Raw genomic sequence first — 24,832 nt, 5'->3', positions numbered from 1 at the left:
CGGTTCGACCGGTGTTATCATCCGAAGCCTCCCCCCGCTCCTCTCACGCTCACGCAGGCGGCCGGTCGAAACAGTGATTCAATAATGATTTAGACGTTACTTCTTGAAATGATGCACAACCGACACGAAAAGTCGCGCGTCGGCCGGGGCAACCTGGCGGCGATTCTGGTGGATTACGAGAACCTTTTTTTCACGCTTTCCGAACGACTCGACTCCGGCACCGACCCTCACGATTTCATTTCCGAGATTCTCGATGAATTGTTACGGTACCTGACCGGCAAGGATTACACCCAGACGGCCGTTTTCAGCGCCTACGCAGATTTCGCGGCGCTCAAGGGCAACGGTCTGGCGATCCAGCAGTCGCTCTACCGGAAGGGCATCGAGGCGCGCTACGTATCCACCGACCTCCACGGCGGCGCCGCCGAAATCCAGCTCTGCGTCGACGCGATGGACCTGTTGCACACGCGGCCGGACATCCAGTCGTTCGTACTGATCACCGGAAACCGGGTGCAATTACCGCTCATCCAGCACCTGACGCGTTATGGCCGCTCCCCGCTGGTGGTGGTGTTCGAACCCGATCCCGACCTCAACCGGTACGCCCGGCTCGAGTCGGACGTCATCCTGGCGGCGGTGGACCTGATCAGCGATGCCGCGCGCCGGCAGCTCGGCGCGCCCAGCGGCGGCGAGGCCGCGCGCAACGGCGCCAGCCGGCGCCCTGTCAGCGCGCCGGTCCGCGACGCCCAGCACCATGCCGTGACCGATGCGGTCGCCTACCGCACGCTCCAGGTGATCGAAGAGTTCTTCGGGCAGTACGACGAGGTGTATCTCACCCCGCTGCTCCGCAAGCTCTCCGAAGCCCTCGACACGGACGAGCCGGACCCCAAGTCGGTCATCAACAAGCTGGAGGAAGCCGGCGCCGTATGGCTCGAAAAGCGCCGGGGCTTCCCATACGATTACACCGTCCTCATCGTCGACCGCGAACACCCCGACGTGCAGCAGATTCAGGCCGCCCTGTCGGATCGCGATACCTATGCCGACGACTATGAAGGCGCCGAAGGGTTTGCCGGCGGCGAGGAAGGGTACGAGGACGAATTCGATTACGGCGATGCCGACTACGACCCGGCGGACGACGAATTCGCCGACGACGCCGGCGAGCCGAACGAGCCCGACGACTTTCGCACGGGCGGCCACTGACGCCGCCGCGCATCCATGCCCTGTACAATATGCACGTAGAACATACCCCCCGCCAGATCGTCGCGGAACTGGACAAGTACATCATTGGCCAGACCGAGGCCAAAAAAAGCGTCGCGATCGCCCTCCGCAACCGGTGGCGCCGCAAGAACGCCCCGATCGAGATCCGCGACGAGATCATGCCGAACAATATCATCATGATCGGCCCTACGGGCGTGGGCAAAACGGAGATCGCGCGCCGGCTGGCGAAGCTGACCGGCGCGCCGTTCATCAAGGTGGAGGCGACCAAGTTCACCGAGGTCGGCTACGTGGGGCGCGACGTAGACAGCATGATTCGGGATCTGACCGACATGTCCATCTCGATCGTGCGCGACGAATACAAGGAGGGCGTCAAGGAGCGGGCCGCGGAGCTTGCCGAGGACCGTATCCTCGACATCCTCATCCCCCCCTCGAGCCGGCCCGGCAGCGACGTGGCGCACGGCCCAGGCTTCGTCGTCCGCCCCAACGAGCCCGTGTCTGAGAGCCCATCCGATGCCGAACTGCGCGAGCGCACCCGGCAGAAGTTTCGGGAAAAGCTGCGGCGAGGCGATCTGGACGAGCGCGAAATCGAAATCGAGGTCAGCTCCGACCATACGCCGATGATGCAGGTCTTCGGACCGATGGGCATCGAGGAGATGGGCATGAACATGCAGGACCTCTTCGGCAACCTCGGGGGCGGTAAACGCAAGAAGCGCCGGCTGCCGATCTCCGAGGCGCGGGACGTGCTCGCCCAGGAGGAGGCGCAGAAGCTGGTCGATATGGACAAGGTGACCCGCGAGGCGCTGGAGCGTGTCGAGCAGAGCGGCATCGTCTTCATCGACGAAATCGACAAGGTCGCCGCGCGCGGGGGCGAGGGGCGCGGAGGCCCGGACGTGTCGCGCGAAGGCGTACAGCGCGACCTGCTGCCGATCGTCGAGGGCTCGACGGTCATGACCAAACACGGCATGGTGCGCACCGACCACATCCTGTTCATCGCCAGCGGGGCGTTCCATGTCGCCAAACCGAGCGACCTCATCCCCGAACTCCAGGGGCGTTTCCCGATCCGAGTGGAGCTCGACAGCCTGACGGAGGATGATTTCTACGACATCCTCACCCTCCCCAAAAACGCCCTCCTCAAGCAATACGCCGCGCTCATGCAGGCGGAAGGCGTGGAAATCGCGTTCACCAACGAGGCCGTCCGCGAGATCGCCCGGATAGCGGCCAAGGTGAACATGGAGGTCGAGAACATCGGCGCCCGCCGGCTGCACACGATCCTCACGACCCTGCTCGAAGACATCCTCTTCGACGTGCCGGACTCGGTCGAGGCCACCACGATCACCATCGATGCCGACCGGGTTCTCGCCCGTTTGGGCGCGGTTTCGGAAAATAGGGATCTAAGTCACTACATTCTGTGACCGCACGGGGCCTGCGCGAACCGGCTGTTCGGCCAGCGGTTGCGGGTTCCAGTTTCCGAAAGACAGGTCAGCCGTTTCATGGGGAGTCCCCACCGATCACCCACCGCCACCGTCGAACGCCATGCTCTCGATGAGCCGACCGGCGTGTCCGGCTGGGCGGGGCTGCTCGCCGGCCATCCCCGTGACCCTGCGTTTTCCATCGATTTTATCCGGGCGCTGGGCGAGGGCTTCGGGCTGACGCCTCACCTGTACCTGGCACGGCAGGACGGCGCGCCGGCCGCCGGCGCCCTGCTGCTGGAACGCAGAAAGGGCCCTTTCAGAGCCGCCGTCGTTCCGTCGTTCGTCTCCTACACCCCCTGGCTCGGAGGCCCGCACGACGAAGCCGCAGTGCATCGGCGCGAGGCGCTCGACGAATGCCTGTTGTCCGCCCTGGAGCGCGATTTCGATCAGGCGCGCATCCACCTCCCCCCTTCGGTCGGAGACGTTCGGCCGTTCCAGTGGCGTGGGTGGCGGATATCGACCTTCTATACGTATCAGATACCGCTCGCCGCCGGCGTGGACCCCATCGGCGGCTGGTCTGAGTCGGCGCGCCGCAGGTTCGCCTCGGCGCGCGCTGGCTACCGATTTCACGATACGGTGACGGCGTCGCAGGTGCTGACCCTTTCGCGCGCCAGTTACGCCCGCCAGGGACGCCCCTTCCCGGTCGATGCCGACGCGCTGATCGGCATCATCGAGACGTTGCAGCAAAAGGGGCTGGCGCGCCTCTTCGGCGTAGAACAGCCGGGCGCCGAGCCGGCGGCCGCGGTCGCGCTGCTCCATGCGCCAGACCGTTCCTACTACTGGATCGCGGGAAGCACGCCTGGCGACGCCATGACCGTATTGCTGGGGCACCTGCTGCCGGCGTTGCGCGACGAAGGCGTATCCGTTTTCGATTTTGTCGGCGCCAACACGCCGTCCATCGCCGAGTTCAAGCGGCGGTTTGGCGGCATCCTTACGCCCTACTACACGGCCGAGCGCATCGCGCATCCCGTGCTGAAGGCCCTCGCCCTGCTCAAGCGCCGCTAGAATCCGGTGTCGACCTCACCTCCGCACACCTTACCCCCATCCGCAATCGCCCTCCAGGCATCGCGCACGCCACCGTTCCTGTTCATCGGCCTTTGCTTTGTGCTGTACATGCTGCGCTTCGGCTATGGCTACGGAGCGAGCGACCAGGATGAGTTTATCCCGCTGCTCCTGCATAAACTCGATCCCACGCTATTCAGGCAGGACTGGTTCGTGCAAACCCAGCTCGACGCCTTCAGCGTACGCACCTATTTTTCGTGGCTGCTGCACGCGCTGTCGCTCGTCATGCCGGTCCCCCTCGCCGTCTTCGCCGTGTACGCGGCATCCTGGATCGGGATCGCCTGCGGCATTTACCGTCTGGCGCTCGCGCTGACGGGCGTCCCGCTCGCCGCCGCCCTGTCCATCGCGCTCGTGCTGCTCGCCACGCCGTTCTGGACGCTGGGAGGCAACGATCTCGCGCACAGCATGCTGGTCCCCAGCATGACCTCCTGGGCCATCGGGTTGATCGGACTGGGATGGTTCGTGGAAGGACGCCACGCGCGGGCCGCGGGATGGATGGGCGTAGCGACGTGGATGCAGGCGCTGGTCGGGCTGCAGCTGGCCCTGCTCGGCGGGCTGATTCTCCTGTCTCTGGCACGCCGGCCCGGCGGCGTCCGCCGCACCGGGGTGTTCGGCATGGCCTACCTGCTGGCGGCGGCGCCGGCGCTGGGACCGCTGTTCTACCAGCAATTCACGGGCGATGCTGCGACGGGCGTCGATCTGTTTTACATCATGGCCCGTTTCCGAAACCCGCATCACTACCTGTTTCATTCCTTTTCCGAGCGATCCTTTGTGCGCTTCGGTCTGCTGGCGAGCGCCGGCCTCGCCGGCTGGATCGTCCTGCGGCGGACCCTGGATCCGGACCGATGGCACCTGATCGTACGCGCCCTCGTCATCATGCTGATCGTTTGCGGGCTGGCTTATGTGGCCACCGAGCAGCTGAACGCGCTGACCGTCGCCAAACTGCAACTGTTCAAGCTGACCGTCGTGGCCAAGCTCCTGTTTTGCGTCGGCATCGCGGGGGCCGGCGTCCATCTGTTGCCGGCGCAGGTCCGGCAGTACATCCTGCGGACCCTGGAGCGCCTCACCTGGCAGTCCGGCCTGCTGGGCGCCGTGCTCGTCGCCGTCGGCTGCATCTACATGATCGGGCGGGACGATTTGACCCACAAGATCTACCCGTTCAGCCTGCGGACCTCGCCGAGCGCGGCGATGGAGACCTGGGCGCGGCGGGAGACGCCCGTAGACGCGGTGTTCGCCGTCCCGCCCTCGTTATCGTCGTTCCGCTCCGGGGCGCAGCGCGCCATCGTCATTGACCACAAGGCGTTCCCCTATCGGGACACCGACATCGGGGAGTGGTTCACGCGGCTGATCGACATGGCCCCCATCGCCCTGCCGGAGCGGACGGACGCCACGTTGATGCGCCGGCTCGACGAGGCGTACGAGGGGCTTTCCGCGCAGGAACTCGCCGAGCGTATCGATCGCTACGGCATCGCCTATATCGTACGGGAAACGCCGTTGCCCGACGCCGCCGGCGCGCGGCTGGTGCACGTTTCGCCGCCCTGGCATGTCTACCAGTTCGCGTCGACCGCGCCATGAGCAAACCGGCCGATATGACGCGTTCCATCGCGACCCTGCTCACCGGCAGCGTCGGCGCGATGGCTGTAGCCTACCTGGCCCAACCGATTCTCGTCCGGCTCTACACACCGGACGCCTTCGGCGTGCTCGACCTCTTTTTATCCGCGCTGAGCATCCTGATCCCCGTGGCATCGCTGCGTTACGAAGACGCGATCATGCTCCCGGCGGACGATCGCGACGCCCGGCCGGTGGTGGGGCTGTCGGTGCTTTTGATGCTGATCACGGCATCGCTGTGCGCCGTGGCGGTCCATCTTGGCGGAGCACAACTCGTCGGCGAGGCGCTGTGGCCCTCGGCCGTCTGGCTGGCGCCGGCACTCATCCTGATCCGGCTCGGGAAGATCTCCGAGTTGTGGCTGACGCGGCAAAAGCGCTACGGCACCCTCTCTCGCGGGCAGATGGCCAACGCGCTGGCGATGACCGCCGGCCGCCTGGCGGGCGGCTTTCGCGGGATGGGCGTCGCCGGCCTGATCGGGGGCTATCTGGTCGGGAATCTGATCAGCGCCGGGCTGTGGATCGGCGCCTCGATGGCCTCGCTGCGGGCGCCTGCCGAGCGCCTCTTCGATAGACGGGCCATGGCGCAGGCGGCGCATCGTTACCGCCGGTTTCCGACGTTTTCCATGCCGTCTACGCTGCTCAATGCGCTGGTGACGCGTCTGCCGTTCGTGCTGCTCGCGGTGTATTTCGACGCGGCGGTGGTGGGGTACTTCGGACGCGCTTTCGCGCTCCTGGCCGTTCCGTTGAGCCTGATCGGCGGCGCGGTTTCGCAGGTGTTTTTTGTGGAGGGCGCCGAGGCGACGCGGCGCGGGACGCTGCCGGCGCTGACCGATGTCGTACATCGACGCCTGGTGGGCATCGGACTCTTCCCCGCGCTGGCGCTTGTCCTTGCCGGCCCGCAGCTCGTCGGCTTCGTCTTCGGCGCGCCGTGGATTCCGGCCGGCGAGTACCTGCGCATCCTGGCCCCGTGGCTCTTCCTGGCATCCGTGGCGTCGCCGCTGACCCGGGTGTTCGACATCACGGAACGGCAGCGCCTCGATCTGGCCAGCAGCGTGGCGATGTTCACCGTGCAAACCCTGGCCCTGCTCGTCGCGGGGCAAACCCGGGATCTCGAACTTACCCTCTGGGCCGTCGGCCTCGCCGGCGCGGCATCGCGGTGGGCGCACGCCGCCCTGATCGTCCGAACGGCCGGCGTCTCGTGGCGCGCATTCGTCGGGGCGTACTTCTTCTGGGGGCTGCGATCGCTGCCGTTTCTGGCGGTCGTGGCGCTCACGCGCAACCTGGAGCCGGCGTGGGCGCCGTTCCTGGGCGCTTCCCTGGCCGGAGCCGGCTATCTCGCCGTCTTATACCTCGTCGAACGATCCGGTCAGCGGATGGAACGGAACGTCGGCGGCAGGCCCTGATGGTTCCAGTCCGGCACCTGCGGCGTTTCCGGGCCGTTTTCCGGCACGGCGTCGGTGCCGCAGAATTTGGCGTAGGCGTTCACCAGATCCGTCGCGATGGCGCTGGCGCTGCGGCCTTCAATGTGCCGGCGCTCCAGCACGAATACCGGGTCGCCATCCTTGAAGAGCGCCATGAACGGCGAGGACGGCGGGATGCCGCGCATGTATTCGCGGGCGCGGGCAGTGGCTTCCATATCCTGGCCGGCGAAAACCGTAAAGTAGCGTTCCGGCTGGACAGCCCCCTGCATGGCCATAGCCACGGCGGGGCGCGCATTGGCGGCCGCGCAACCACAGACCGAGTTGACGATCAACAGCGCGGTGCCCTCTTCGATCGCGTCGAAGGCTTCGTCCACTTCCGTCATGTCGCGCAGTTCCTCCACGCCGAGGCGGGTGAGTTCGGCGCGCATCGGCTGTACCAGAGGTTCGGGATAAGGCATGTCCGTGTAACGTTTCGTGAGTGCATGTACAGAGGAGCGGCGGGGCTGGATGCGTCTTTCGACGCGTCATGCGTCGCCCGCCGGCACCGCAGCCTCCAACGAGTCGGAGCGACGGTTTGATCCAGCTTCGCCGGTGTCAGCGCCGGGTCATATGCCGCAGATCGCGGCTGACCTCTTTCTCTTCGAGCGTGACCTGCTCGGCCGCTTCGTCCAGCGCCGGCAGGATGGCGTCCCGGGCCTGGCCGGCCGTGGCGCGGACCCGATCGCTGACCCCCTGCCCGACGGTCGACAGTCGATCGTCGAGGGATTTCAGCTGGGATTCGAGGTCGCGAAGGCGCGCTTCGGCCTGCCGGAGCTGTTCGCGGGCCTCGTCGGCGAGGCGCTGGCGCAGTTTTTCACCGGATTCGGGGGCAAAGAGCAGGCCGGCGGCGACGCCCAGGGCAAACCCCGTGAGGGCGGTTACCACATGGGAGAGCGGTGCGTTCGTTCTCATATGCGCTTGTGCGTTGGTTACGATGTACGCGTTCGGGCCGATACCCGGAGCCGGCAGCCGCCGAATTCCGGCGCAGGGCCGCGCTGGGGCACTTTCCCTTTTGTATTCCGTTACAGGTGCGGAAGGTGATGATTTTACGCATCCGGGCACTTCGCGTATCCGATGCCGGGATGCTGGATCAGCGACCAAAAGCAATCAGCGATCAAAAGCACGGTTTCCGGAAAATCCTGCATCGCGCATCCCGAATCCCGTTACCTGCTTGGCTGACCTGCGTAACATCACTATCGTATTCAACGCCAGCTGCCCCTCTTGTTTCGTCGATCTTGAATGAATTCAGGTCATAGCCGGCCATGCACGTCCATCCCAGCCCGATTCGCCGTCTTCGTTCCCGCATCCCGGCGGTGCTCCTGACCCTCGTGGGCGGCGTGCTGTTTTCCGCCTGTACGGTGACGACGCCGAGGCCGGCGACGCTTACGCCCGTGGCTGGGCGTCCGGCCGATCTTGCGGCCGACCCGGTGTCGACGCGGATGTCCGACCGGGAAGCCCTGCTGCGCGCGGAAGCGGTCCGCTGGGCCGGCACCCCGCACAGGCTGGGCGGTACGGACGGCCGCGGGATCGACTGCTCGGCCCTCGTTCAGACCATCTACAGCCATTCCTTCCGCACCGCCGTACCGCGCACGACGGAGCACCAGGTCCGCATCGGCACCCCGGTGTCGCCGAACGCGCTGGAGCCGGGCGATCTCGTCTTTTTTAAACCGGATCGCCGAACCCGGCACGTGGGCATCTACCTCAGCGACGGCGAGTTTCTGCACGCCTCGAAGAGCCAGGGCGTGTCGATATCCAACATCGCGGAGCCCTACTGGCAGCAGCGCTACTGGACCACGCGGCGGGTGTTGCCCGAGGCGACGCCCGACACGCGGGCCGAGGCCGAGCCGCCTTCGAGCCCCGAAACGCCAAAAAACAGACGTAACGGCTGGTAATCCGCCGCGCCGGCGGGATCCAATCAACGGGTCCCGCGTGGAAGACCCTTCTCTGGCGCTTCATAATAATATCAGCATAGCATTCGATCGCCGCTGCCCACCGGGGCCGTGGCGATGTTTTTTATAGTCCACTATCCATCTCATTCGTCATAACCATCAACGCCAAAGCGACCTATCGCGCTCACGTTATGGAAAACAAACCAATCTATCTGACCGAAGAGGGACTTCAGAAGCTCAAGGAAGAGCTGCATTTCCTGCGGACCCAGGAGCGGGCGCGTATCGCGAAAGCCATCGCGGATGCCAGGGCTCAGGGCGACCTCTCCGAAAACGCGGAATATGACGCCGCGAAAGAAGAACAGGGCCACCTCGAAGCCCGGATCGCCAAGATGGAGTCGACCGTCAGCGATGCGCGACTCGTGGACGACAGCAAGATCGACACCTCCAAGGCGTTCATCCTCTCGACGGTCAAGGTCAAGGATCTGAAGAACGGCCGGGAGAACTCGTACAAGCTGGTATCGAAAGAGGAGGCCGACATCATGCAGGGCAAGATCTCCGTCGTGAGTCCGATCGGCAAGGGGCTGCTGGGCCTCTCCGTCGGCGACGTGGCCGAAATCGAAGTGCCGGCCGGCCGGCTGAAGCTCGAAGTGCTCGAAATCACCCGATAACCCATGCCGGTCGACCTGCGAAGTGACACCGTGACGCGCCCGACCGAGGGGATGCGGCGTGCGATGTACGAGGCGGAAGTCGGGGACAATATCTACGGGGAAGATCCGACGGTCAACCGGCTCCAGGCCGATGTGGCGGCGCTGCTGGGAAAGGAGGACGCGCTGTTCGTTCCCTCCGGCATCATGGCCAACCAGCTGGCTCTGCTGGTTCATACCCGCCCCGGCGACGAGATCATCGTCGAACGAAAGTGCCATATCTTCAACCATGAAGGCGGGGCGCCAGGGTTTCTGAACGGCGTGCAGACCTGTCCGATGGACGGAGACCGGGGCTTGCTGACGCCCGAGCATGTCGAGCAGGCGATCCGTAAGGGATTCTACAACGAGCCGACGTCGCGCCTGCTCTGTCTGGAAAACACCCATAACCACGCCGGCGGACGCGTCCTGCCCCAGGAATCCGTGGCCGCAGCGGCCGATCTGGCGCGGCGGAACGGGCTGAGCGTGCACCTCGACGGTGCGCGACTGTGGAATGCGGCGGCGGCTACGGGTCGCCCGATCGCAGCACTCGCGGCTCCGTTCGACACCGTCAGCGTCTGTCTCTCCAAGGGTCTGGGCGCGCCGGTGGGTTCGCTCCTGGCCGGGCCGGCCGATCTGATCAAAAAGGCCCTTCGTTTCCGCAACAGCATCGGCGGCGGCATGCGCCAATCGGGCATCCTCGCTGCCGCCGGTCTCTACGCGCTGGCGCACCACCGCGATCGGTTGGCGGACGACCACCGCCGGGCGCGCATCCTGGCCGAAGCGCTGTCCCAATGCGCCGATTTCCGGATAGATCCGGCGGATGTCGACACCAACATCGTCCTGTTCCGCGTCGACAGGCGGCCCGTGGCTGATGTACTGAACGCCCTGCGCGCGCACGATATCTGGATGTCGCCGTTCGGCCCCGGGCTGATCCGCGCGGTCGTTCATCTCGACATTTCCGAAGCCGATATCCAGCAAACCGTGACGACCTTGAACCGTCTGTTCGGGTCCTGATACACGCATGTCAACCCCTTTCCGCATCAAAGAACCCGCCGACGCCCCGCGGCTGCTCGAAGCCGCCGCCCGTTTCGGCACGCCGCTGTACGTGTACGACGAGCGCATCATCCGCCGGCAGTGCCAGGCGCTGCGCACCCATCTGGCGGGATTGCCGCTGCGGCTGCTCTACGCCATGAAGGCGAACGAGCATCCGGCGGTGCTGCGCGTGATCCGCGACGAAGGATTCGGCATCGACGCCGTCTCGCCCGGCGAACTCGAACTGGCGCTGCGCGTCGGGTTCTCGCCGGACGACATCCTGTATTCCGCCAACAACATCACCGACGCGGAGATGCGGGAGATTGCCGAGCAGGGCATCCTGATGAACATCGGCGAACTGAGCCGGCTGGAGGCGCTCGGGCAATCGTTCCCCGGCGCGCGCGTCTGCATACGGATGAACCCGTCGATCGGCTCGGGGCATCACCAGCATGTGGTGACGGCCGGCAAACACACCAAGTTCGGCGTACCGATCGAGGCCATCGACGAGCTGCTGGCCATTGCGGGCCGGCATCGGCTCCGCATCGTCGGCATCCACCAGCACATCGGGAGCGGCATCGCCTCGATGGCCGTGCTGTGGCAGGCGATGCAGATGCTGCTGGACGCGGCGCCGCGTTTTCCGGATCTCGCCTTCATCAATTTTGGCGGCGGGTTCAACATCCCCTACCGGGCCGAAGACGAGGCCCTGGATCTGGAAAATTTCCAGGCCGGCATCGTCGACCCGCTGCTGGCGCGTTTGCCCGACGGGCTGACCTGCTGGTTCGAGCCCGGACGCTTTCTTACCGCCGAAGCCGGCACGCTGGTCGTCAGCGCCACCACCATCAAAGAAGCCTACGGCGTCACCTACGCCGGGACGGACTCCGGCATGGCGCATCTGATCCGGCCGGCGATGTACGGGGCGTACCACGAAATCGTAAACCTCTCCCATCCCGACGGGGCGCTGGACGCCTACACCGTCGTGGGCAACATCTGCGAGTCCGGCGACGTGCTCGCGCGGGACCGGCAGATCCGCGAAATCCGCCCGGGCGACGTGCTGGCGATCATGGACGCCGGCGCCTACGGGATGGCGATGGCGTCGCTCTATAACCTGAGGCCGCTGCCGGGGGAAGCCATGATCCGGGCGAACGGCGCCATCGAGCTGATCCAGCCCCGGTGGACGCCGACCCAGCTGATCGATACCCTGTACGGCGGCTACCTCGGCAGTTAAATCTCAGTAGCTACATCTTGGCAGCTCCATCACCGCGTCACCGACACGCGGAGTGGCGGCAGGCCCGAAACCGTGGCTTCGAGCACATCGCCGGCGTGGACGGGGCCGACCCCTTCGGGGGTGCCGGTGTAGATGAGGTCGCCCGGAAGCAGGGTAAACACAGTGGAGCAGTAGGCGATGAGATGGGGAATCGAGAAGATCATATCCGCCGTGGATCCTTCCTGACGCACCTCGCCGTTGATCGTGAGCCGGATGGCGCAGGCATGCGGATCCGGCAGGGATTCGGCGCGCGCGATGGGTCCGAGCGGGGCGAAGGTGTCGAACCCCTTGGCGACGGTCCACGGTTGCCCCTTTTTTTTGGCTTCGGCCTGGAGGTCGCGCGCCGTCATGTCGAGCCCGGCCGCGTAGCCGGCGACATACGCCATCGCTTCCGAGACCGGGACGTTTTTCCCGCGCCGGCCGATGACGACGACGAGTTCGACTTCGTGGTGGACGTCGTTCGACGCCGCCGGCAGCACGACGGCGCCTCCGGTGGGCACGAGCGCCGTGGACGGCTTGAGGAAGACCATCGGCGTCTCGGGCACGTCGCTCTTCATCTCTCTGGCATGCGCGGCGTAGTTGCGCCCGATGCAAAAAACCCGGGGCGCCGCGACGCGTTCGCCCGTTTCCGGTAAAATGATTTCCATAGGTGCGGTGCAGGAAACACTCGGCTCATTGAAGGCTATAAGGCAGCCTTACATACCCCGTCGATATTACAAACTCTCGCGTCGGTAACCAACCCGGCGCCGGCAAGAAGAGGTACCATGTACGCGATTATCGAAGTCGCTGACAAACAGTACAAAGTCAGCAAAAACGATCGACTCTACGTTCCGCGCATGGATGCGCAGGTGGACTCGACGATCACCATCGACTCGGTCCTGCTCGTCTCCGCGGAGGGCGACATCCGGGTCGGGACGCCGGTTGTAGATGGCGCCCAGGTTACGGCCAAAGTGCTGGGCCACGTCAAGGGCGACAAGATCCTGGTGTTCAAAAAAATCCGCCGCAAGCGGTTCAAGGTAAAGAACGGCCACCGCCAGCAGTACACGCAGATCCAGATCAGCGATGTGACGCTCGGCGGCGCGAAGAAGACGTCGCGCAAGAAAGCCGACGAAGCGCCGGCCGCTGAAGCCGCCGAATGAACCGCCCCTCCGGGGAACGACCAACGTAGTGTAACGACCAATAGACGCAGCAGTTAGCCATGGCTCATAAGAAAGGTGTAGGCTCAACCAAAAACGGACGCGACTCGAACGCCAAAATGCTTGGCATCAAAGCCTTTGGCGGCGAATTCGTGACGTCTGGCAGCATCATCGTGCGTCAGCGCGGCACCAAATTCCACCCCGGCGCGAACGTCATGCGCGGAGGCGACGATTCGCTGTTCGCCACCAGCGACGGCACGGTTCGCTTCTCGAAAGGCAAGAACGACCGCCGGTTCGTCAATATCGACAGCGCCGCTTCCTGAGCGCGCCCGATACCGACATTAAAAAGGCTTCCGCGCGATCGGAAGCCTTTTTCTGTTTATAGTCTCTCCGTTTATGCCCGCCACCCCATCGCCCCTTCCGAATCTCCGCGCGCGGTATGCGCTGCCCGATGACGGCGCCGTCGAGCTGCGCGCCTTCACCCACGGGCCCATGCCACGTACCGTGCCGGCCATGCTGCAGCGGTTCGCGGAGGACTGGCAGACGCGCGGGGTGGATGCCTGGAACGAGGTGCCCAACCACTGGCTGCCGGCCAGCGGCGACCGCGTCGGCTGGTGGACGCTGCCCACCTACCTCGGCGACGCGTTTGTCGCCCCCCTGCTCGGCGCCGCCGCCGGCACGTGCGTGATGCAGCCCAACGCCCACTGGACGATGCAATGCGTGCTCTCCTCGGAAGAGCTGTTCGGACGCCGGCGGAAGGTGGTGTACCCGGCCGGCGCGTTTCCCTCCGTCGCGCACAGCCTGGAGCGCTGGCGGTCCCTCACCGGCCTGGAGCCCGTCGAGATCCCGGCGTCGCGTGCGGGCTTCGTCGATCGCCGCGCCGTTCTCGACGCCATCGACGCCCGAACGCAGCTCGTGGTGCTCAGCCACGTGAGCTTTCTGAGCGGCGAGAAGCTGTCCGACGACTTCCTGGCGAGCGTAGCGAGCCGGGCGCACCAGGCCGGCGCGCTGCTCGTCGTGGATGGCTATCACAGCATAGGCGCCGCGTTCGGGCCGATGGCGGACCTCGGGGTGGACGTCTATATCGGCGGCCTGCTCAAGGAAGGCAGCGGGTCGTCGGGCAACGGCTTCGTCTTTCTGCGCCCGGGCCTGGCCCTCACGCCCCGCGTGACCGGCTGGTTCGGGGATGCGGAGCCGTTCGCGTTTAACCCGCTGCCCCTCCCCAACCCGGATGTCCGTCTCCGCTTTCTCGGCGGCACCACGGCCATCGCATCGCTCTATCATGCTGTTGAAGGGGCGCGGATCCTGCTGGACGCCGGCCTCGACGCCGTCCAGCGCCATACCCTCGCGCTGGGCCGGGAAGCGATCGCCCGGGCGGAGGACCTCGGGCTGCGGCTCCGTTCGCCGCGGGAAGACGAACGACGCAGCGCCATGCTCGTCTTCGAGCTTCAGGGGGCGGACCGGGCGGCGATGTATCTCAAACAGCGCGGCGTGCTCGTGGACAGCCGAAAGGGACGTTACCTGCGTATGGCGCCGTTCGTCTGGAACGACGCCGGCGAGGTGGCGCGCTGTTTTACGGCGTTGTCCGAGGGCCTCGCGGGCCGGCGCTACCTGAAGGAAGGCCTCGCGGAGGACCGGCCGGGGCCCGTCACCTGAACGCCCCGCGGCCCATGGCAGGCTCTTTGCCTCACGGTGATCTGAATGACTTTTCATCAGCCGCCGTACGCCCGCTATGCCGACATCGACCGGCGCAAAGCCGACCCTGGCGCTCGCCATGATCGTGCGCGACGAAGCCCATAATCTCGAGCAATGGCTCCCTGAAGCCCGTCCTTTCCTCGACGAGCTGGTGGTCGTAGACACCGGCAGCAAGGACGACACCGTCGCCTTCCTGCACGACCTCGACGCCCGGGTCTTCGAGTACCCCTGGGAGGACAATTTTTCCCAGTCGAGGAATCAAGGGCTGGCCCATGTCACGGCCGACTGGATCCTGATTCTGGACGCCGACGAACGATTAACCCGCGCCGACTGGGAGCGGGTGCGCGAGCTGATCCATAGCGACCACGCGATCGCCTATACCTTCCAGGTGAAGAATTACCACGCGCCCAACGACCAGACCGCGTTCGACGTGATGCGCGCGTACCGGCTTTTCCGGAACGGTCACGGCATTGGATACGAAGGGGCGGTGCACAACCAGCTGGCGGGCGCCATCGAGCGCGCGGCGGCGGCCTCCGGGCTTCGGGTGGAGGAGGCGCACGTGACGGTGCACCACTATGGCTACGCGCTCGGGCCGGAAGCGATGTGCGCGAAACGCGAGCGCATCTACCGGATGGTGAAGCGCGCGGTCGACGCGCATCCCGGCGACGCGTTCTACCTGTTCCACATGCTGTCCATCTGCCACGGCATGGGCCGCTACCAGGAGGCCCGAACGATCGTGGGGCAGATCCCGTTCGACGCGCTCCGTCCCGAGCTGCGGATGAAAGCGTACTGCAAGGCTTCCCAGGTATCGCTCTACTTCGACGCGTTCGACGAGGCCAAGGCCTTCGCGCGCCAGGCGCTCGATCTGGCGCCGACGCTGCCGTTTCTGCATCACCTGCAGAGCCAGATCCTGTACCAGATGGGGCATTACGCCGCCGGCATCCGCGCGGCCTATCGCGCCATCGAGCATGCCCAGGACGACATCGACGACACGGAAGGCATCTACCTCAGCATGGATCAGCTCCTGGCTAACCTGGCGATGGGCTACATGCTCACCGGAGACCACAAGGCCGCCGAATGGCATCTGCAGGAAGCCCTGGCGATCAATCCGACGAATTACGACGCCCGCACCTGGATGACGCGGCTCGAGGAGTTGATGCCGGCCTGAACGCCGCGCGTCAACGGGGGACGACGGCGAAGTCGGAGATGTGGAGATTCAAGGCGTGGTTGACCCGGAGACCGACGATCCCGTCGGTCTGCACGTCCGCAGCCGGCAGACGCGCCACCTCCTGATCGTTGATCAGAAACACGGCCTGCCCTTCCTGGATCCGCACCGCGAGGGTATTGGACACCGACGAGACGGCCGGATCCGTATAGCGGTTTATGGCAGCCTGCGGCTGCCAGTCCAGCACGACCTGCGTCTCCGCCCCGATGCGCCGCTTGACGAGGAATTCGCCGGAGTTTCGGATCAGGAAATAGTCGTACGTCTGGTTGTCGCCGGCCAGATTTTTCCCGCCGAAGAATAACCCGAACGCCTCGTTTCGTTCTCCCGGATCGAACAGGTGGATCGTCGTCCGCGCGGTGTAGGCGCCGGACGCCGTACTGGAGGGATGATAAAAGATGCCGGCCGGCCCGGTGCGGATGTGCCACCCCGGCGTCATGGAGACAAAAAAGATGTCATCCGCCTCCTCCCCGCCGATGGCAACGGCCGGGTCGGGGGTGTCGAGACGGACCGTCCATCCGGGGGGCGTGATCATGTCGCCGCCTACCGGATGCAGGGGATCGGGACGGAGCATGGTGGAATCCACCACCGCCGCCGAAGGCACGGAAGCGCCGTTTTCGGTGGGCGCGCAGGCGGAAACAGCCAGGGCGAGGCCCAGAACTACGGGGGTCAATACCTTCATCGCAAAACGCATCGGAGGACGGGAGTCAGTTGGATCGGTACGTGAAACGCGCACCCTGCCACATGGTGCCGGGCGCCTTATGCGATCTCCTGCCCGGCGATTCGTTCCTTCGACCGGCGAGCAGCCCGTTCCATAATCGATCCATACGCCTCGTCGGCCAGTCGGTTATCGGTCTCGATATACGCCGGCTGCGCGCGGTACGTCGGGCCGTCCGCGCCGCCGCGCAACAGGGCGAGCACGCCGTCCGCATCCGACGCATGCAGGAGCCGGCGCGAGCGGATATCGGGCTGAAACATCGTCGCCGCGGTTTCGCCGACCACGATCGACGGCACGCCGAACGCGAGCGCCTCATACGCTACGGAGGACCACTGCGTGACGTGGGCATGGGCGCGCTGCAGGAGCGCGTACAACGGAAGACGGGTTGCATCCTGGAGGTCGACCTGCGTCAACCCGCGCGACCGCAGCGTCTCCTGACACGCCGGCAGCTGCTCGCGCTGCAGGGGATGCAACCGGAGCATCCACGACCACGAGGCCGGCGACCGCTCGATCGCTTCGAGCAGCCAGGTCGGCAGGATCGGGTTCACCGGCTGGAGGGAAACCAGGACGACTTTCGGCGACGTGTCGAGCCGGCGCAGGGCGCGCTCATCTTCCTCCTCGAGCACGAGGTTGTCGGTATCGTGATTCGCCCACTTGGCCAGCCAGCGGTTCCCCCCCACCACGACGCCATGCCGATGGTTGCCGACCGGCAGCCAGCGCTCGATGTGTTCTCTCGAATCGTCTCCCCAGCACCAGAACAGCTCGGGCAGCAAGGCATAACCTTCCGCCGGCATCCGCTGCCAGTGGGTATACATCCCGTGGAAACGCCCCTGCTTGCCATGCTGGACGTCGACCGAAACGATGCCCAGATCCGCGCAGGCCGCCATGAGCGCCATCGCGATGTCGTAATAATAACACACGGTCCATACGGCTTTGGGCCCGAGCGCCGACAGCATCGTGCGGAAGTAGCCGCGCATCTGCACCAGCTGTTCCACTTCGATGTAGAGCTGCTCGCGCGTGAGCGGGAAGCCCGGTTCGAGCCGGCGCAGCTCGGCGAAGAAGCCCTCGATGCCTTCGATGCCGGGGACCGGCTCGCCGGATGCGAACGCCTGGATCATGCCGCGGCGCGCCTCGTACCGCACGAAATCCGTCGAATCGAGAAACTGGGTCGCTTCGAAACGCGGCACCGTCTGCGCGGCGCCGGCGGTGGTCAGCTCCAGCTTGAGAAACGACGAGCGGCCGCGGGCCAGGTCGATCATCGGGTCGAGGTGCCGGTTGTAGTATGCGCCCCCGAACCGGTCGGCATGGTCCTCGACGCGCGAGAAAAACAAGGCGTCGATCGCGTCATGGCCGCGCAGGGCGACCAGATTGCGCAGGTGCTGTTCGTAGTGGCGCATAAACGCGGCGTAGTTCTCGCGCTGCGCGAACGAAGCCGCATGCATCTGCGACCAGACGGCGAGGCCGACCTCGGGCGCCGGCTTGAACTTGCCGGGGTTCAGCATCCGGCTCCACAGGAGCAGGCGGATGTAGGGCCAGATCGCCAGGCCCTTGTAGCGAATGGCCGTGACGTCGCAGGCATCTTCCAGCGCCAGGATGCGCTCGATCGCGTGTTTGTGATCCATCAGGCCTCCATCAGATAAACGTGTTCGGCGGATTCGGCGACGTCATCCAGGTTGATGGGCGTGTACGCGTCCACGTCGCGCGCGAGCATGCGCCCGATCAGGTCGTCGGCATAGGCCGGCGACAGGCCGACATCCGCGTCCTGCCGGAGAAACGCGAGATGCTCGCGCGTCAGCAGCGTGCCCGCCGGGATGGCGCGCGCGGCGACGATGCGTTTCTTCTGGAAGACCCGGTAGCGATGGTCGCTTTCGTTGAGCGCGTGGAGCCCGTAGGCGCCGGCGGCCAGCGCGGCCTCGCGCATGGTGCGCACGTAGTCGACCATCTCCAAAGGCTCGAGGGCCGCCTGGTAGTCGGTCCCCTTCTCGGCGCGGCTCAGCGTGATGTGCTTCTCGAGGTGCGTCGCGCCCAGCCCGAGCGCCAACATATCGATCGTGCGGCTGATCGGCAGCTCGGCATCCGTATGATCCTGGTAGCCGACAGGCAGTCCGAACGCGTGCCGGAGCAGCGCGATCCGGTTGATCTGCGCATCCGCGAGGCTTGTAGGAAAGTTCTGCATGCCGTGCATGAGGATCACGCGAGCCGGGCCGGCGGTCCGCATGATGTCCAGCGCCTCGGCGACCTCGTCGAGCGTGGAGGCGCCCGTCCCGAGCGTCACCGGCAACCCGGTCGCCGACGCCATGCGCAGCATCTCGGGATTGGAGAGGTCCGCTGAGCTCAGCTTGATGCCGTCGACGCCGAGACGGAGGGCCAGCTCGAGGCTCGGGACGTCGTACGCGAAGACGTAGACGTCGATTTCGTACTGGCGCGCACGTGCCACGATGGACTCCCACGCCTCGTCGGAGAGTTCCAGCTTGCCGAGGAGCGGGTAGAGCCGATGGTGCGGCCCGACCTGGTGCGTGCGGCGGAAGATCTGGATCTGGATGGCGTCGAAGCCGGCCGCCACCGCGGCGTCCACCAGCTTGCGCGCGCGGGCCGGCTCGCCCTCGTGCGCGCAGGCCATTTCGGCGATGAGAAACGGCGACAGGGTAGCGCCTTCCGGGGCGTAGTTCATGACGGTACCAGTTCGTGTTGGAAGCCAATGGAATGGACGAGCTGCCGCAGCGCCTCGCGATCCTCCGGTTTCAGGCGATCGAGCGGTGCGCGTTCGTAGGCCGGCATGACATCCAGGATGTGCATGGTCTCCTTGAGCGCGCGGTGCCAGCCGTACGCGACGGCCTGCGCGAAGTAGGGATCTTCGTAGGCCCCCGCGATGGCCTCCGCTTCGCCGATCTCCCCGGCCATCACGTGGCGGAAAAAACGCACGGCGAGATCGGGCCGGAAGCTGCCGATGCCCACCAGATAGGTGTAGGCTCCCATCCGGGCATCCTTGATGAAGCGCCGCATGGCGCCGCCGGCGCCGATGATCGGGATGCGCGCGTTCAGGCGCTCCAGAATGGCCTCGTAGGCGGCGCGGTCGCCGTTTTCTTCCTTGACGCCCACCAGATTGTCGATGCCGGCGATGCGTTCGAGCAGATCGGCGTCCATGAGCCGGCGGGCATGCATCCCGCCAAACCCGTCGCGCATGGCGACGGCGTGGATCATGATGCCGAGGTCGGCGCTGGCGGCCACGTCGCTGAAGAAGTCCACGACCGGGTCGTCGCCGTACCAGCGTTCGGGATAGACGAGCAGGATCGCATCGGCGCCGGCGTCGCGGGCCTGCCGGGCGAACGCGGCATTTTCGCGCGTCGAGCCCGAAAACGGCCCCGGCCCGGCGGCCACTACAACCGCGCGGCCGGCGACGGCGTCGGCGACGGTTTCATTGGCGGCGAGCATCTCGTCCCGCGTCAGCAGGTTGAACCGGCTCGTCCCCACGGTCAGGAGCAGTACCGGGGCCTCGTGTTCGACGAGAAACCGGGCATAGCGGCGCAGCGCGTCGTAGTCGACCGACTCGTCGGCCGCGAACGGAATGGGAATCGGGAATACGGGGCCGCGGATGCGGGAGCGGAGGTCGGTATAGGATGTCATGGGTGTCCTCGTCGTAGATCGGGGTAGCGGTTCAGGCCGGCACGGGCGCCGCGATTTCGGCGGCGCGGCGGGTGCGCATGAGCGCCTCGGCCATGTCGAACTGATAGGGATAATCGATGTCCAGCGACCGTTCTTCCGGCATTTCGTAGCCGATCAGGGGCTGGCAGAAGAAGGTTTTTTCCTCGAGGAAGCGGGAAACGGGCATCAGGTACAGGGCGCCGTTCGGGTGCACCGCCGGCTGCATGGCCTGGCTGCGCGTCGAGCGCGCGTACGTCTCCGGCTCCCGCATCGTGAGCGCCGGCGCCGCGTCGAACGTCATCGCGAACTGCGGCGGAAACGTGTACGCGGTGACGGCGATCAGCGCCGCACCGTTGCCCTGCTCGTCGTAGAGCGACACGGCATCGCGGACGTCCATCGCCGTACGGAACGGGCAGGTCGGCAGCATCACCGCGACGTGGTCGTACCGGGCCGCATGGCCGGGCCGCAGCAGGTACTCCTCCGCCACGCGCACCATCGGCACGGTGTCGCCGGCGAGGGCCTCGGGCCGGCGATCGGCGACGGCGCCCCACTGCCGGGCCACCGCGAGGATTTCGTCGTCGTCGGACGACACGACGACGTCGAGAAACACGTCGGCTTCGAGGGCGGCCTCGAGGGTATAGGCAAGCATCGGCTTGCCGGCGAGGGGCAGCACGTTTTTGCGGGGCACGCGTTTCGAGCCGCCGCGCGCCGGGATGATGCAGAGTGCGTTTTGCATGGGTTTATGCGGGTTGAGCGGCCGGCAGGTCGCCGACACGGGAACGGATGAGGCGTGCGTCGCGCAGCGTCTGGCGGATGGCCTTGCACACGCGGTCGACATCGTCCAGCGAGATCTCGTTGGACGTCGGCAGGTTGAGGCCGCGGCCGGCGACGGCTTCCGTCACGGGAAACCAGCCGTGCGCGAAGGGGATGAAGGCCGGCTGGTCGTGCAGGGGGCAGAAAAACGAACGCGTTTCGATGCCGTGCTCGGCCAGGCTGCTGCGCAGGGTGTCGCGGCTGACGCCCAGCACCGACTCGTCGACCAGGATCGAATAGAGCCAGTGGATGTTGCGCGCCCAGGGCGCCTCCGGCGGCAGCACGATGCCGGGCAGGTCGCCCAGCTGTTCGGCATAGCGCCGGACCACCCGCTGGCGTCCCTCGAGGAAATCGTCGATGCGCTCCATCTGGGCGAGGCCGATGGCGGCCTGGATGTTTGTCATGCGGTAGTTGAAGCCGGCGTAGAGGTGCCAGTAGCGCCGGCTCTTGTCCATCCCGTGATCCCGCAGGATCGCCATCTTCTCGTGGAGCGCCGCGCGGTTTGTCGTCACCATCCCCCCCTCGCCCGTCGTGATGACCTTGTTGGCGAAGAAGCTGAAGCAGCCGACGTCGCCGAACGTGCCCACCTGCCGGCCCTTGTACGTCGCGCCGAGCGCCTCGGCGCAATCTTCCACGACGAACAGGTTGTGCCTGCGTGCGATGTCCATGATCGGGTCCATGTCGCACGGGTGCCCGTAGAGGTGGACCGGCATGATGGCCCGTGTCCGCGGCGTGAGTTGCTCGCGAATCGCGTCCGGATGAAGCGTCCACGTCTCCGGGTCGATGTCGGCGAACACCGGGATCGCGCCGGTCTGGAGGACCGCGTTGGCCGAGGCGCCGAAGGTCAGGTCCGGCACGATCACTTCGTCGCCGGGCCCGACGCCCAGCGCCGCCAGCGCCAGGTGAAGCGCCGTGGTGCCGCTCGACGTGCACAGCGCGTGTCCGACGCCGACATAGGCGCGGAACGCGTCCTGAAACCGGTTCACGTATTCGCCCTGCGACGAGATCCAGTTGGTGGCGATGCAGTCGCTGACGTACTTGAGTTCGTTGCCGCCCAGCGCCGGCTGGGTGACGGGCAGCCGCCACATCTCCGCCCACGAAATCAGATCGACCGGCTGCCCCCGTTCGTTGAGAATCGGAAGATGGCGGACGCGTTCGTTCAGGAGCTTGAGGTGCTCCGCCCGCGACTGGTCGTCGCGCCCGGCGGCAAACTGGCGATTCATGTGCCGATGGATGGGATCCGACAGCGACGCGCCGCTCAGCAGCGTGCGCCGGACGTCGCCGTCCGTAAACAGGCCCACCATCACGCCGTCGTCGTCGACAACGAAAACGACGCCAAAAATGCCCTTGTTGAGGGCTCGGAGCAGGTCCTCGACCGAGGCGTCGCGCGGGAGGATGTTGTCAGAAATGGATCGCATGGGGCTGATTGGTAACGGGAGAGAGGTGCTGGTCGACGAGGTCGCGCTGGTGCAGCATCTGGCTGATCGAGAGCCCGTAGGCCTCCAGGACGACTGTCGCCTTCGGGAAGAGACGCACGACCGGCCAGAACCACGATGCCGCGGTGACCGGCCTGTTCTGGTCGGCCAGGCCGTCGTTTTCGCTGAGGTGAAAGGCATGGATGCGGTGAGCCAGGCGGAGGCAGAATTCGCTCTCCGAGAAGCCCAGGGTGCGCGCCGAGACGCGCAGATGACCGGTGTCCACCAGGACGCCGATGTTGCTGTCGTTGAGCCGCGCGAAAAACCGCTCGAACTCTTCGGCCCGGACCATGAGCAGATGGTTCCGGCCGGCGGTCTCGCGCGTCTGCACGTTGTTCTCGAAGAGGAGGCGGACGCCGGCGGCGCGCGCGTAGCGGCTCAGCGTGGAGGCGCTTTCGCAAAACCGGTCGAAGGCGCGCTCGTAGGCGTCGGCCGTGAGGGTCGCGGCGGCGGCGGCCTGCGCGTCGGGATTGCCCAGCATGTCGGGCGTCAACGCGGCGACGAAGCCGCTGTGGACGCTGTAGAAGGGCGCCCCGAAGGCGGCGCTCAGATCGATGGCGCGCCGGCAGAGCGCCAGGCTCGCCTCCAGCGAGGATCGGTCTTCGGCCGCGAGGTTGAGCACGATGGGCGGATCCGGCGGCGGAAAGTAGTTGTGCACGAGGCACGGCGCCAGCTGTTCGAGACGGTGCGCTACCTGTCCCATGTCGAAGGGATCGAGGCCCGAGCTCAGCTCGATGCGCCGAAGATCGTACCGGAGGCACAGAAACACGATCTCATCGAGGGATCGGGTGCGGAATGCGCCGGTGGACAGGTAACACGCGCTCATCGAAGTTCCTTTTGCATCATGATATGGCCCGTTCGGGGACAGGTGTCGAACGGTTCGAAGCCGGCGGCACGATAGGCCTTGAGCGCCGGCGCGTTGTCGGGATGCACCTTGAGCATGATCCGGGCGACGTCGTGGCGCACGCACCAGTCGATCGCATGGGCCAGCGCCCTGCGGGCGAGCCCCTGGCCCGCCGCGGCCCGGGCGACATAGACGCCGAACGAGGGGCGGGCATAGCCCTCGTCGAATCCCCGCAGCATAAAAAAGCCGACGAGCGCATCATGCTCGCGCATGCCCCAGTAGCGGTCCTGCCGGGCCGCTCCCAGGCGCGCCGCCAGCGCGTTGGCGTCGTTCGAGGGGAAGGGGACAAAATATCTGCCATACTCCGGCGCATCGCCGGTCAGCAGCCGCGCCAGATCGCCGGCGTCGGCGGGGCCGAGGTCAACGAAGTTCGGCATCGTCGAAGGCGAACTGATCGACCGTAACGGGGGCATTTTCAGGGATATCGCAGAGCGCGACGCGCCCGATCAGGCGCTCGAAGAAGACGGGCGCCAGTCCGGTCGCCGGCCGTTTGAAGGTCAGCATGTCGGGCGTAATGCGCGCTCCTTTCGGGATGCGGGTCGCCGCATAGACGCTGCGCCGCATCCCCGGCGCATTCCTTTTTTCCACCTCGGACGGAATTTTGCGCCCATCGCCCAGCATGCGTTCGGCCTCCGCGATGCGCCGCGCCAGGACGCGAAAGGTCGCGGGGTCGACGGAGCTGGCGTGGTCCGGGCCGGCCATCCGGGTGTCGAGCGTGAAGTGCTTCTCGATCACGCAGGCGCCGAGCGCGACGGCGCCGATGCAGGCCGTATCCGTCATCGTGTGATCCGAGTAGCCGACGAGCGCGCCAAACGCGTCGCGCATGGTCACCATGGCGCGCAGGTTGGTGTCCTCGATGCGCGACGGGTAGTTGGTCGTGCACTGGAGCAGGACGAGCTGGTCGTTGCCCGTCGACCGGACGGCCTCGACCGCCACGCGGACCTCCTCCAGCGTGGCCATGCCGGTGGAGAGCAGCACGGGTTTGCCTTTCGCGGCGACGTACTTGAGGAAATAGGGCTCGGCGACGTGGAGCGACGCCAGCTTGAACGCCGGCACGCCGGCGTCATCCAGGAAGTCGACATCCTCCACATTGTAGGGCGTCGAGAACATGAGCACGCCAAGACGGGCCGCTTCGGCCATCAGCTCGCGATACACGTCGTTCGGCAGTTCGAGCCGGCGCAGCATGTCGATCTGCGTCTCCCCCGGGTCCGTCGACTCGAGCTGGTACGCGGCCTTCGGCGCGGCGCTGGATGCGACGCGTTCGGCCTTAAACGTCTGGAATTTGACGCACTGCGCGCCGGCGTCTTTCGCGGCGTGGAGCAGCCGCCGGGCCAGTTCCGGGTCGCCGTTGTGGTTGACGCCGGCTTCGGCGATGATCAGTACCGGGTGCCCCGGGCCGACCGGCACCCCGCCGATAGCGAGTTGATGTGGCATAGAAGACATGGATAGATCCGGGTGCAGAAGAATTGGGGCCGTGCCGGACAAAAATCGGGATGCACCCACCCGTATGTCGCGCGGTTGCCGCCCGAAAGTCAAACACTATGC

General features: G+C 66.0%; 25 protein-coding genes. 13 read left to right on the top strand and 12 right to left on the bottom strand.

Annotation, left to right across the window (positions count from 1 at the left end; translation table 11 throughout):
• Positions 1–111 precede the first annotated feature (111 nt).
• The 5 genes from R2834_14855 to R2834_14835 all read left to right on the top strand — a co-directional run bounded on the left by R2834_14855 (position 112) and on the right by R2834_14835 (position 6,757).
• Positions 112–1,194 (top strand): NYN domain-containing protein, encoded by a 1,083-nt coding sequence (locus R2834_14855; GenBank protein ID MEZ4701615.1) that lies wholly within the window; start codon positions 112–114, stop codon positions 1,192–1,194.
• A 29-nt stretch (positions 1,195–1,223) separates the two neighbouring features.
• Positions 1,224–2,624: an ATP-dependent protease ATPase subunit HslU gene (gene hslU, locus R2834_14850; GenBank protein MEZ4701614.1), complete on the top strand. Its 1,401-nt coding sequence runs from the start codon at positions 1,224–1,226 to the stop codon at positions 2,622–2,624.
• 78 nt (positions 2,625–2,702) lie between these two features.
• A complete protein-coding gene (locus R2834_14845) occupies positions 2,703–3,689 on the top strand; it encodes a GNAT family N-acetyltransferase (GenBank protein MEZ4701613.1) in 987 nt (328 codons plus the stop codon).
• Positions 3,690–3,797: 108 nt separating this feature from the next.
• Entirely contained in the window at positions 3,798–5,321 is a 1,524-nt protein-coding gene (locus tag R2834_14840; protein MEZ4701612.1) for a DUF6798 domain-containing protein, read from the top strand.
• Positions 5,318–6,757 (top strand): oligosaccharide flippase family protein, encoded by a 1,440-nt coding sequence (locus R2834_14835; protein MEZ4701611.1) that lies wholly within the window; start codon positions 5,318–5,320, stop codon positions 6,755–6,757. Before R2834_14840 ends, R2834_14835 begins: the two co-directional genes overlap by 4 nt.
• Here R2834_14835 and R2834_14830 read toward each other — a convergent pair.
• A complete protein-coding gene (locus R2834_14830; protein MEZ4701610.1) occupies positions 6,721–7,233 on the bottom strand; it encodes a BrxA/BrxB family bacilliredoxin in 513 nt (170 codons plus the stop codon). The two genes, R2834_14835 and R2834_14830, sit on opposite strands and share 37 nt — an antisense overlap.
• Before the next feature lie 136 nt (positions 7,234–7,369).
• Positions 7,370–7,726, bottom strand: coding sequence for a YtxH domain-containing protein (locus R2834_14825; protein ID MEZ4701609.1), 357 nt, complete (start codon positions 7,724–7,726; stop codon positions 7,370–7,372).
• A 350-nt stretch (positions 7,727–8,076) separates the two neighbouring features.
• Here R2834_14825 and R2834_14820 point away from each other — a divergent pair, with 350 nt between their 5' ends.
• From R2834_14820 to lysA, 4 genes are all read left to right on the top strand, one after another.
• Positions 8,077–8,706, top strand: a complete 630-nt coding sequence (locus R2834_14820; protein MEZ4701608.1) for an NlpC/P60 family protein — start codon at positions 8,077–8,079, stop codon at positions 8,704–8,706.
• A gap of 188 nt (positions 8,707–8,894) precedes the next feature.
• The gene (greA, locus tag R2834_14815) at positions 8,895–9,371 is read left to right on the top strand and encodes a transcription elongation factor GreA (protein MEZ4701607.1); all 477 of its coding nucleotides are present in this window, start codon (positions 8,895–8,897) and stop codon (positions 9,369–9,371) included.
• Positions 9,372–9,374: 3 nt separating this feature from the next.
• On the top strand, positions 9,375–10,400 hold the full coding sequence (locus tag R2834_14810; GenBank protein ID MEZ4701606.1) for a GntG family PLP-dependent aldolase: 1,026 nt from the start codon (positions 9,375–9,377) through the stop codon (positions 10,398–10,400).
• Between the two features lie 7 nt (positions 10,401–10,407).
• Complete coding sequence (gene lysA / locus R2834_14805) at positions 10,408–11,643, top strand: diaminopimelate decarboxylase (GenBank protein MEZ4701605.1); 1,236 nt, start codon at positions 10,408–10,410, stop codon at positions 11,641–11,643.
• A gap of 29 nt (positions 11,644–11,672) precedes the next feature.
• Here the strand turns inward: lysA and R2834_14800 are convergent, their stop codons facing one another.
• Positions 11,673–12,329 (bottom strand): fumarylacetoacetate hydrolase family protein, encoded by a 657-nt coding sequence (locus R2834_14800; GenBank protein ID MEZ4701604.1) that lies wholly within the window; start codon positions 12,327–12,329, stop codon positions 11,673–11,675.
• Between the two features lie 117 nt (positions 12,330–12,446).
• On the opposite strand from R2834_14800, the gene rplU reads away from it, so the two are divergent.
• The 4 genes from rplU (at position 12,447) to R2834_14780 (ending at position 15,681) form a co-directional block, all read left to right on the top strand.
• Positions 12,447–12,821: a 50S ribosomal protein L21 gene (rplU, locus tag R2834_14795; GenBank protein MEZ4701603.1), complete on the top strand. Its 375-nt coding sequence runs from the start codon at positions 12,447–12,449 to the stop codon at positions 12,819–12,821.
• 59 nt (positions 12,822–12,880) lie between these two features.
• On the top strand, positions 12,881–13,141 hold the full coding sequence (gene rpmA / locus R2834_14790; protein MEZ4701602.1) for a 50S ribosomal protein L27: 261 nt from the start codon (positions 12,881–12,883) through the stop codon (positions 13,139–13,141).
• A 73-nt stretch (positions 13,142–13,214) separates the two neighbouring features.
• Positions 13,215–14,474, top strand: coding sequence for an aminotransferase class V-fold PLP-dependent enzyme (locus R2834_14785; protein ID MEZ4701601.1), 1,260 nt, complete (start codon positions 13,215–13,217; stop codon positions 14,472–14,474).
• A 76-nt stretch (positions 14,475–14,550) separates the two neighbouring features.
• Positions 14,551–15,681, top strand: coding sequence for a glycosyltransferase (locus R2834_14780; protein MEZ4701600.1), 1,131 nt, complete (start codon positions 14,551–14,553; stop codon positions 15,679–15,681).
• 10 nt (positions 15,682–15,691) lie between these two features.
• On the opposite strand, the gene R2834_14775 is transcribed toward R2834_14780, so the two are convergent.
• From R2834_14775 to R2834_14735, 9 genes are all read right to left on the bottom strand, one after another.
• Positions 15,692–16,417, bottom strand: coding sequence for a hypothetical protein (locus R2834_14775; GenBank protein ID MEZ4701599.1), 726 nt, complete (start codon positions 16,415–16,417; stop codon positions 15,692–15,694).
• 77 nt (positions 16,418–16,494) lie between these two features.
• Complete coding sequence (locus R2834_14770) at positions 16,495–18,075, bottom strand: hypothetical protein (protein MEZ4701598.1); 1,581 nt, start codon at positions 18,073–18,075, stop codon at positions 16,495–16,497.
• Positions 18,075–19,124: an N-acetylneuraminate synthase family protein gene (locus R2834_14765; protein ID MEZ4701597.1), complete on the bottom strand. Its 1,050-nt coding sequence runs from the start codon at positions 19,122–19,124 to the stop codon at positions 18,075–18,077. The genes R2834_14770 and R2834_14765 overlap by 1 nt, the downstream gene beginning before the upstream one ends.
• A complete protein-coding gene (locus R2834_14760) occupies positions 19,121–20,077 on the bottom strand; it encodes a dihydrodipicolinate synthase family protein (protein MEZ4701596.1) in 957 nt (318 codons plus the stop codon). The genes R2834_14765 and R2834_14760 overlap by 4 nt, the downstream gene beginning before the upstream one ends.
• 31 nt (positions 20,078–20,108) lie before the next feature.
• A complete protein-coding gene (locus R2834_14755; protein MEZ4701595.1) occupies positions 20,109–20,831 on the bottom strand; it encodes an acylneuraminate cytidylyltransferase family protein in 723 nt (240 codons plus the stop codon).
• Positions 20,832–20,835: 4 nt separating this feature from the next.
• Positions 20,836–22,326, bottom strand: a complete 1,491-nt coding sequence (locus R2834_14750; GenBank protein MEZ4701594.1) for an aminotransferase class I/II-fold pyridoxal phosphate-dependent enzyme — start codon at positions 22,324–22,326, stop codon at positions 20,836–20,838.
• Positions 22,310–23,209 (bottom strand): TIM barrel protein, encoded by a 900-nt coding sequence (locus tag R2834_14745; protein MEZ4701593.1) that lies wholly within the window; start codon positions 23,207–23,209, stop codon positions 22,310–22,312. Before R2834_14745 ends, R2834_14750 begins: the two co-directional genes overlap by 17 nt.
• Positions 23,206–23,664: a GNAT family N-acetyltransferase gene (locus R2834_14740; GenBank protein ID MEZ4701592.1), complete on the bottom strand. Its 459-nt coding sequence runs from the start codon at positions 23,662–23,664 to the stop codon at positions 23,206–23,208. The genes R2834_14745 and R2834_14740 overlap by 4 nt, the downstream gene beginning before the upstream one ends.
• A complete protein-coding gene (locus R2834_14735) occupies positions 23,648–24,721 on the bottom strand; it encodes an N-acetylneuraminate synthase family protein (GenBank protein MEZ4701591.1) in 1,074 nt (357 codons plus the stop codon). Before R2834_14735 ends, R2834_14740 begins: the two co-directional genes overlap by 17 nt.
• Between the last annotated feature and the right edge of the window lie 111 nt (positions 24,722–24,832).

Source organism: Rhodothermales bacterium (assembly GCA_041391505.1).
Taxonomy (GTDB): Bacteria; Bacteroidota; Rhodothermia; order Rhodothermales; family JAHQVL01; genus JAWKNW01.
Note: the sequence above shows the minus strand (reverse complement) of the source record. Positions and strands in the feature narration are given on the sequence as shown.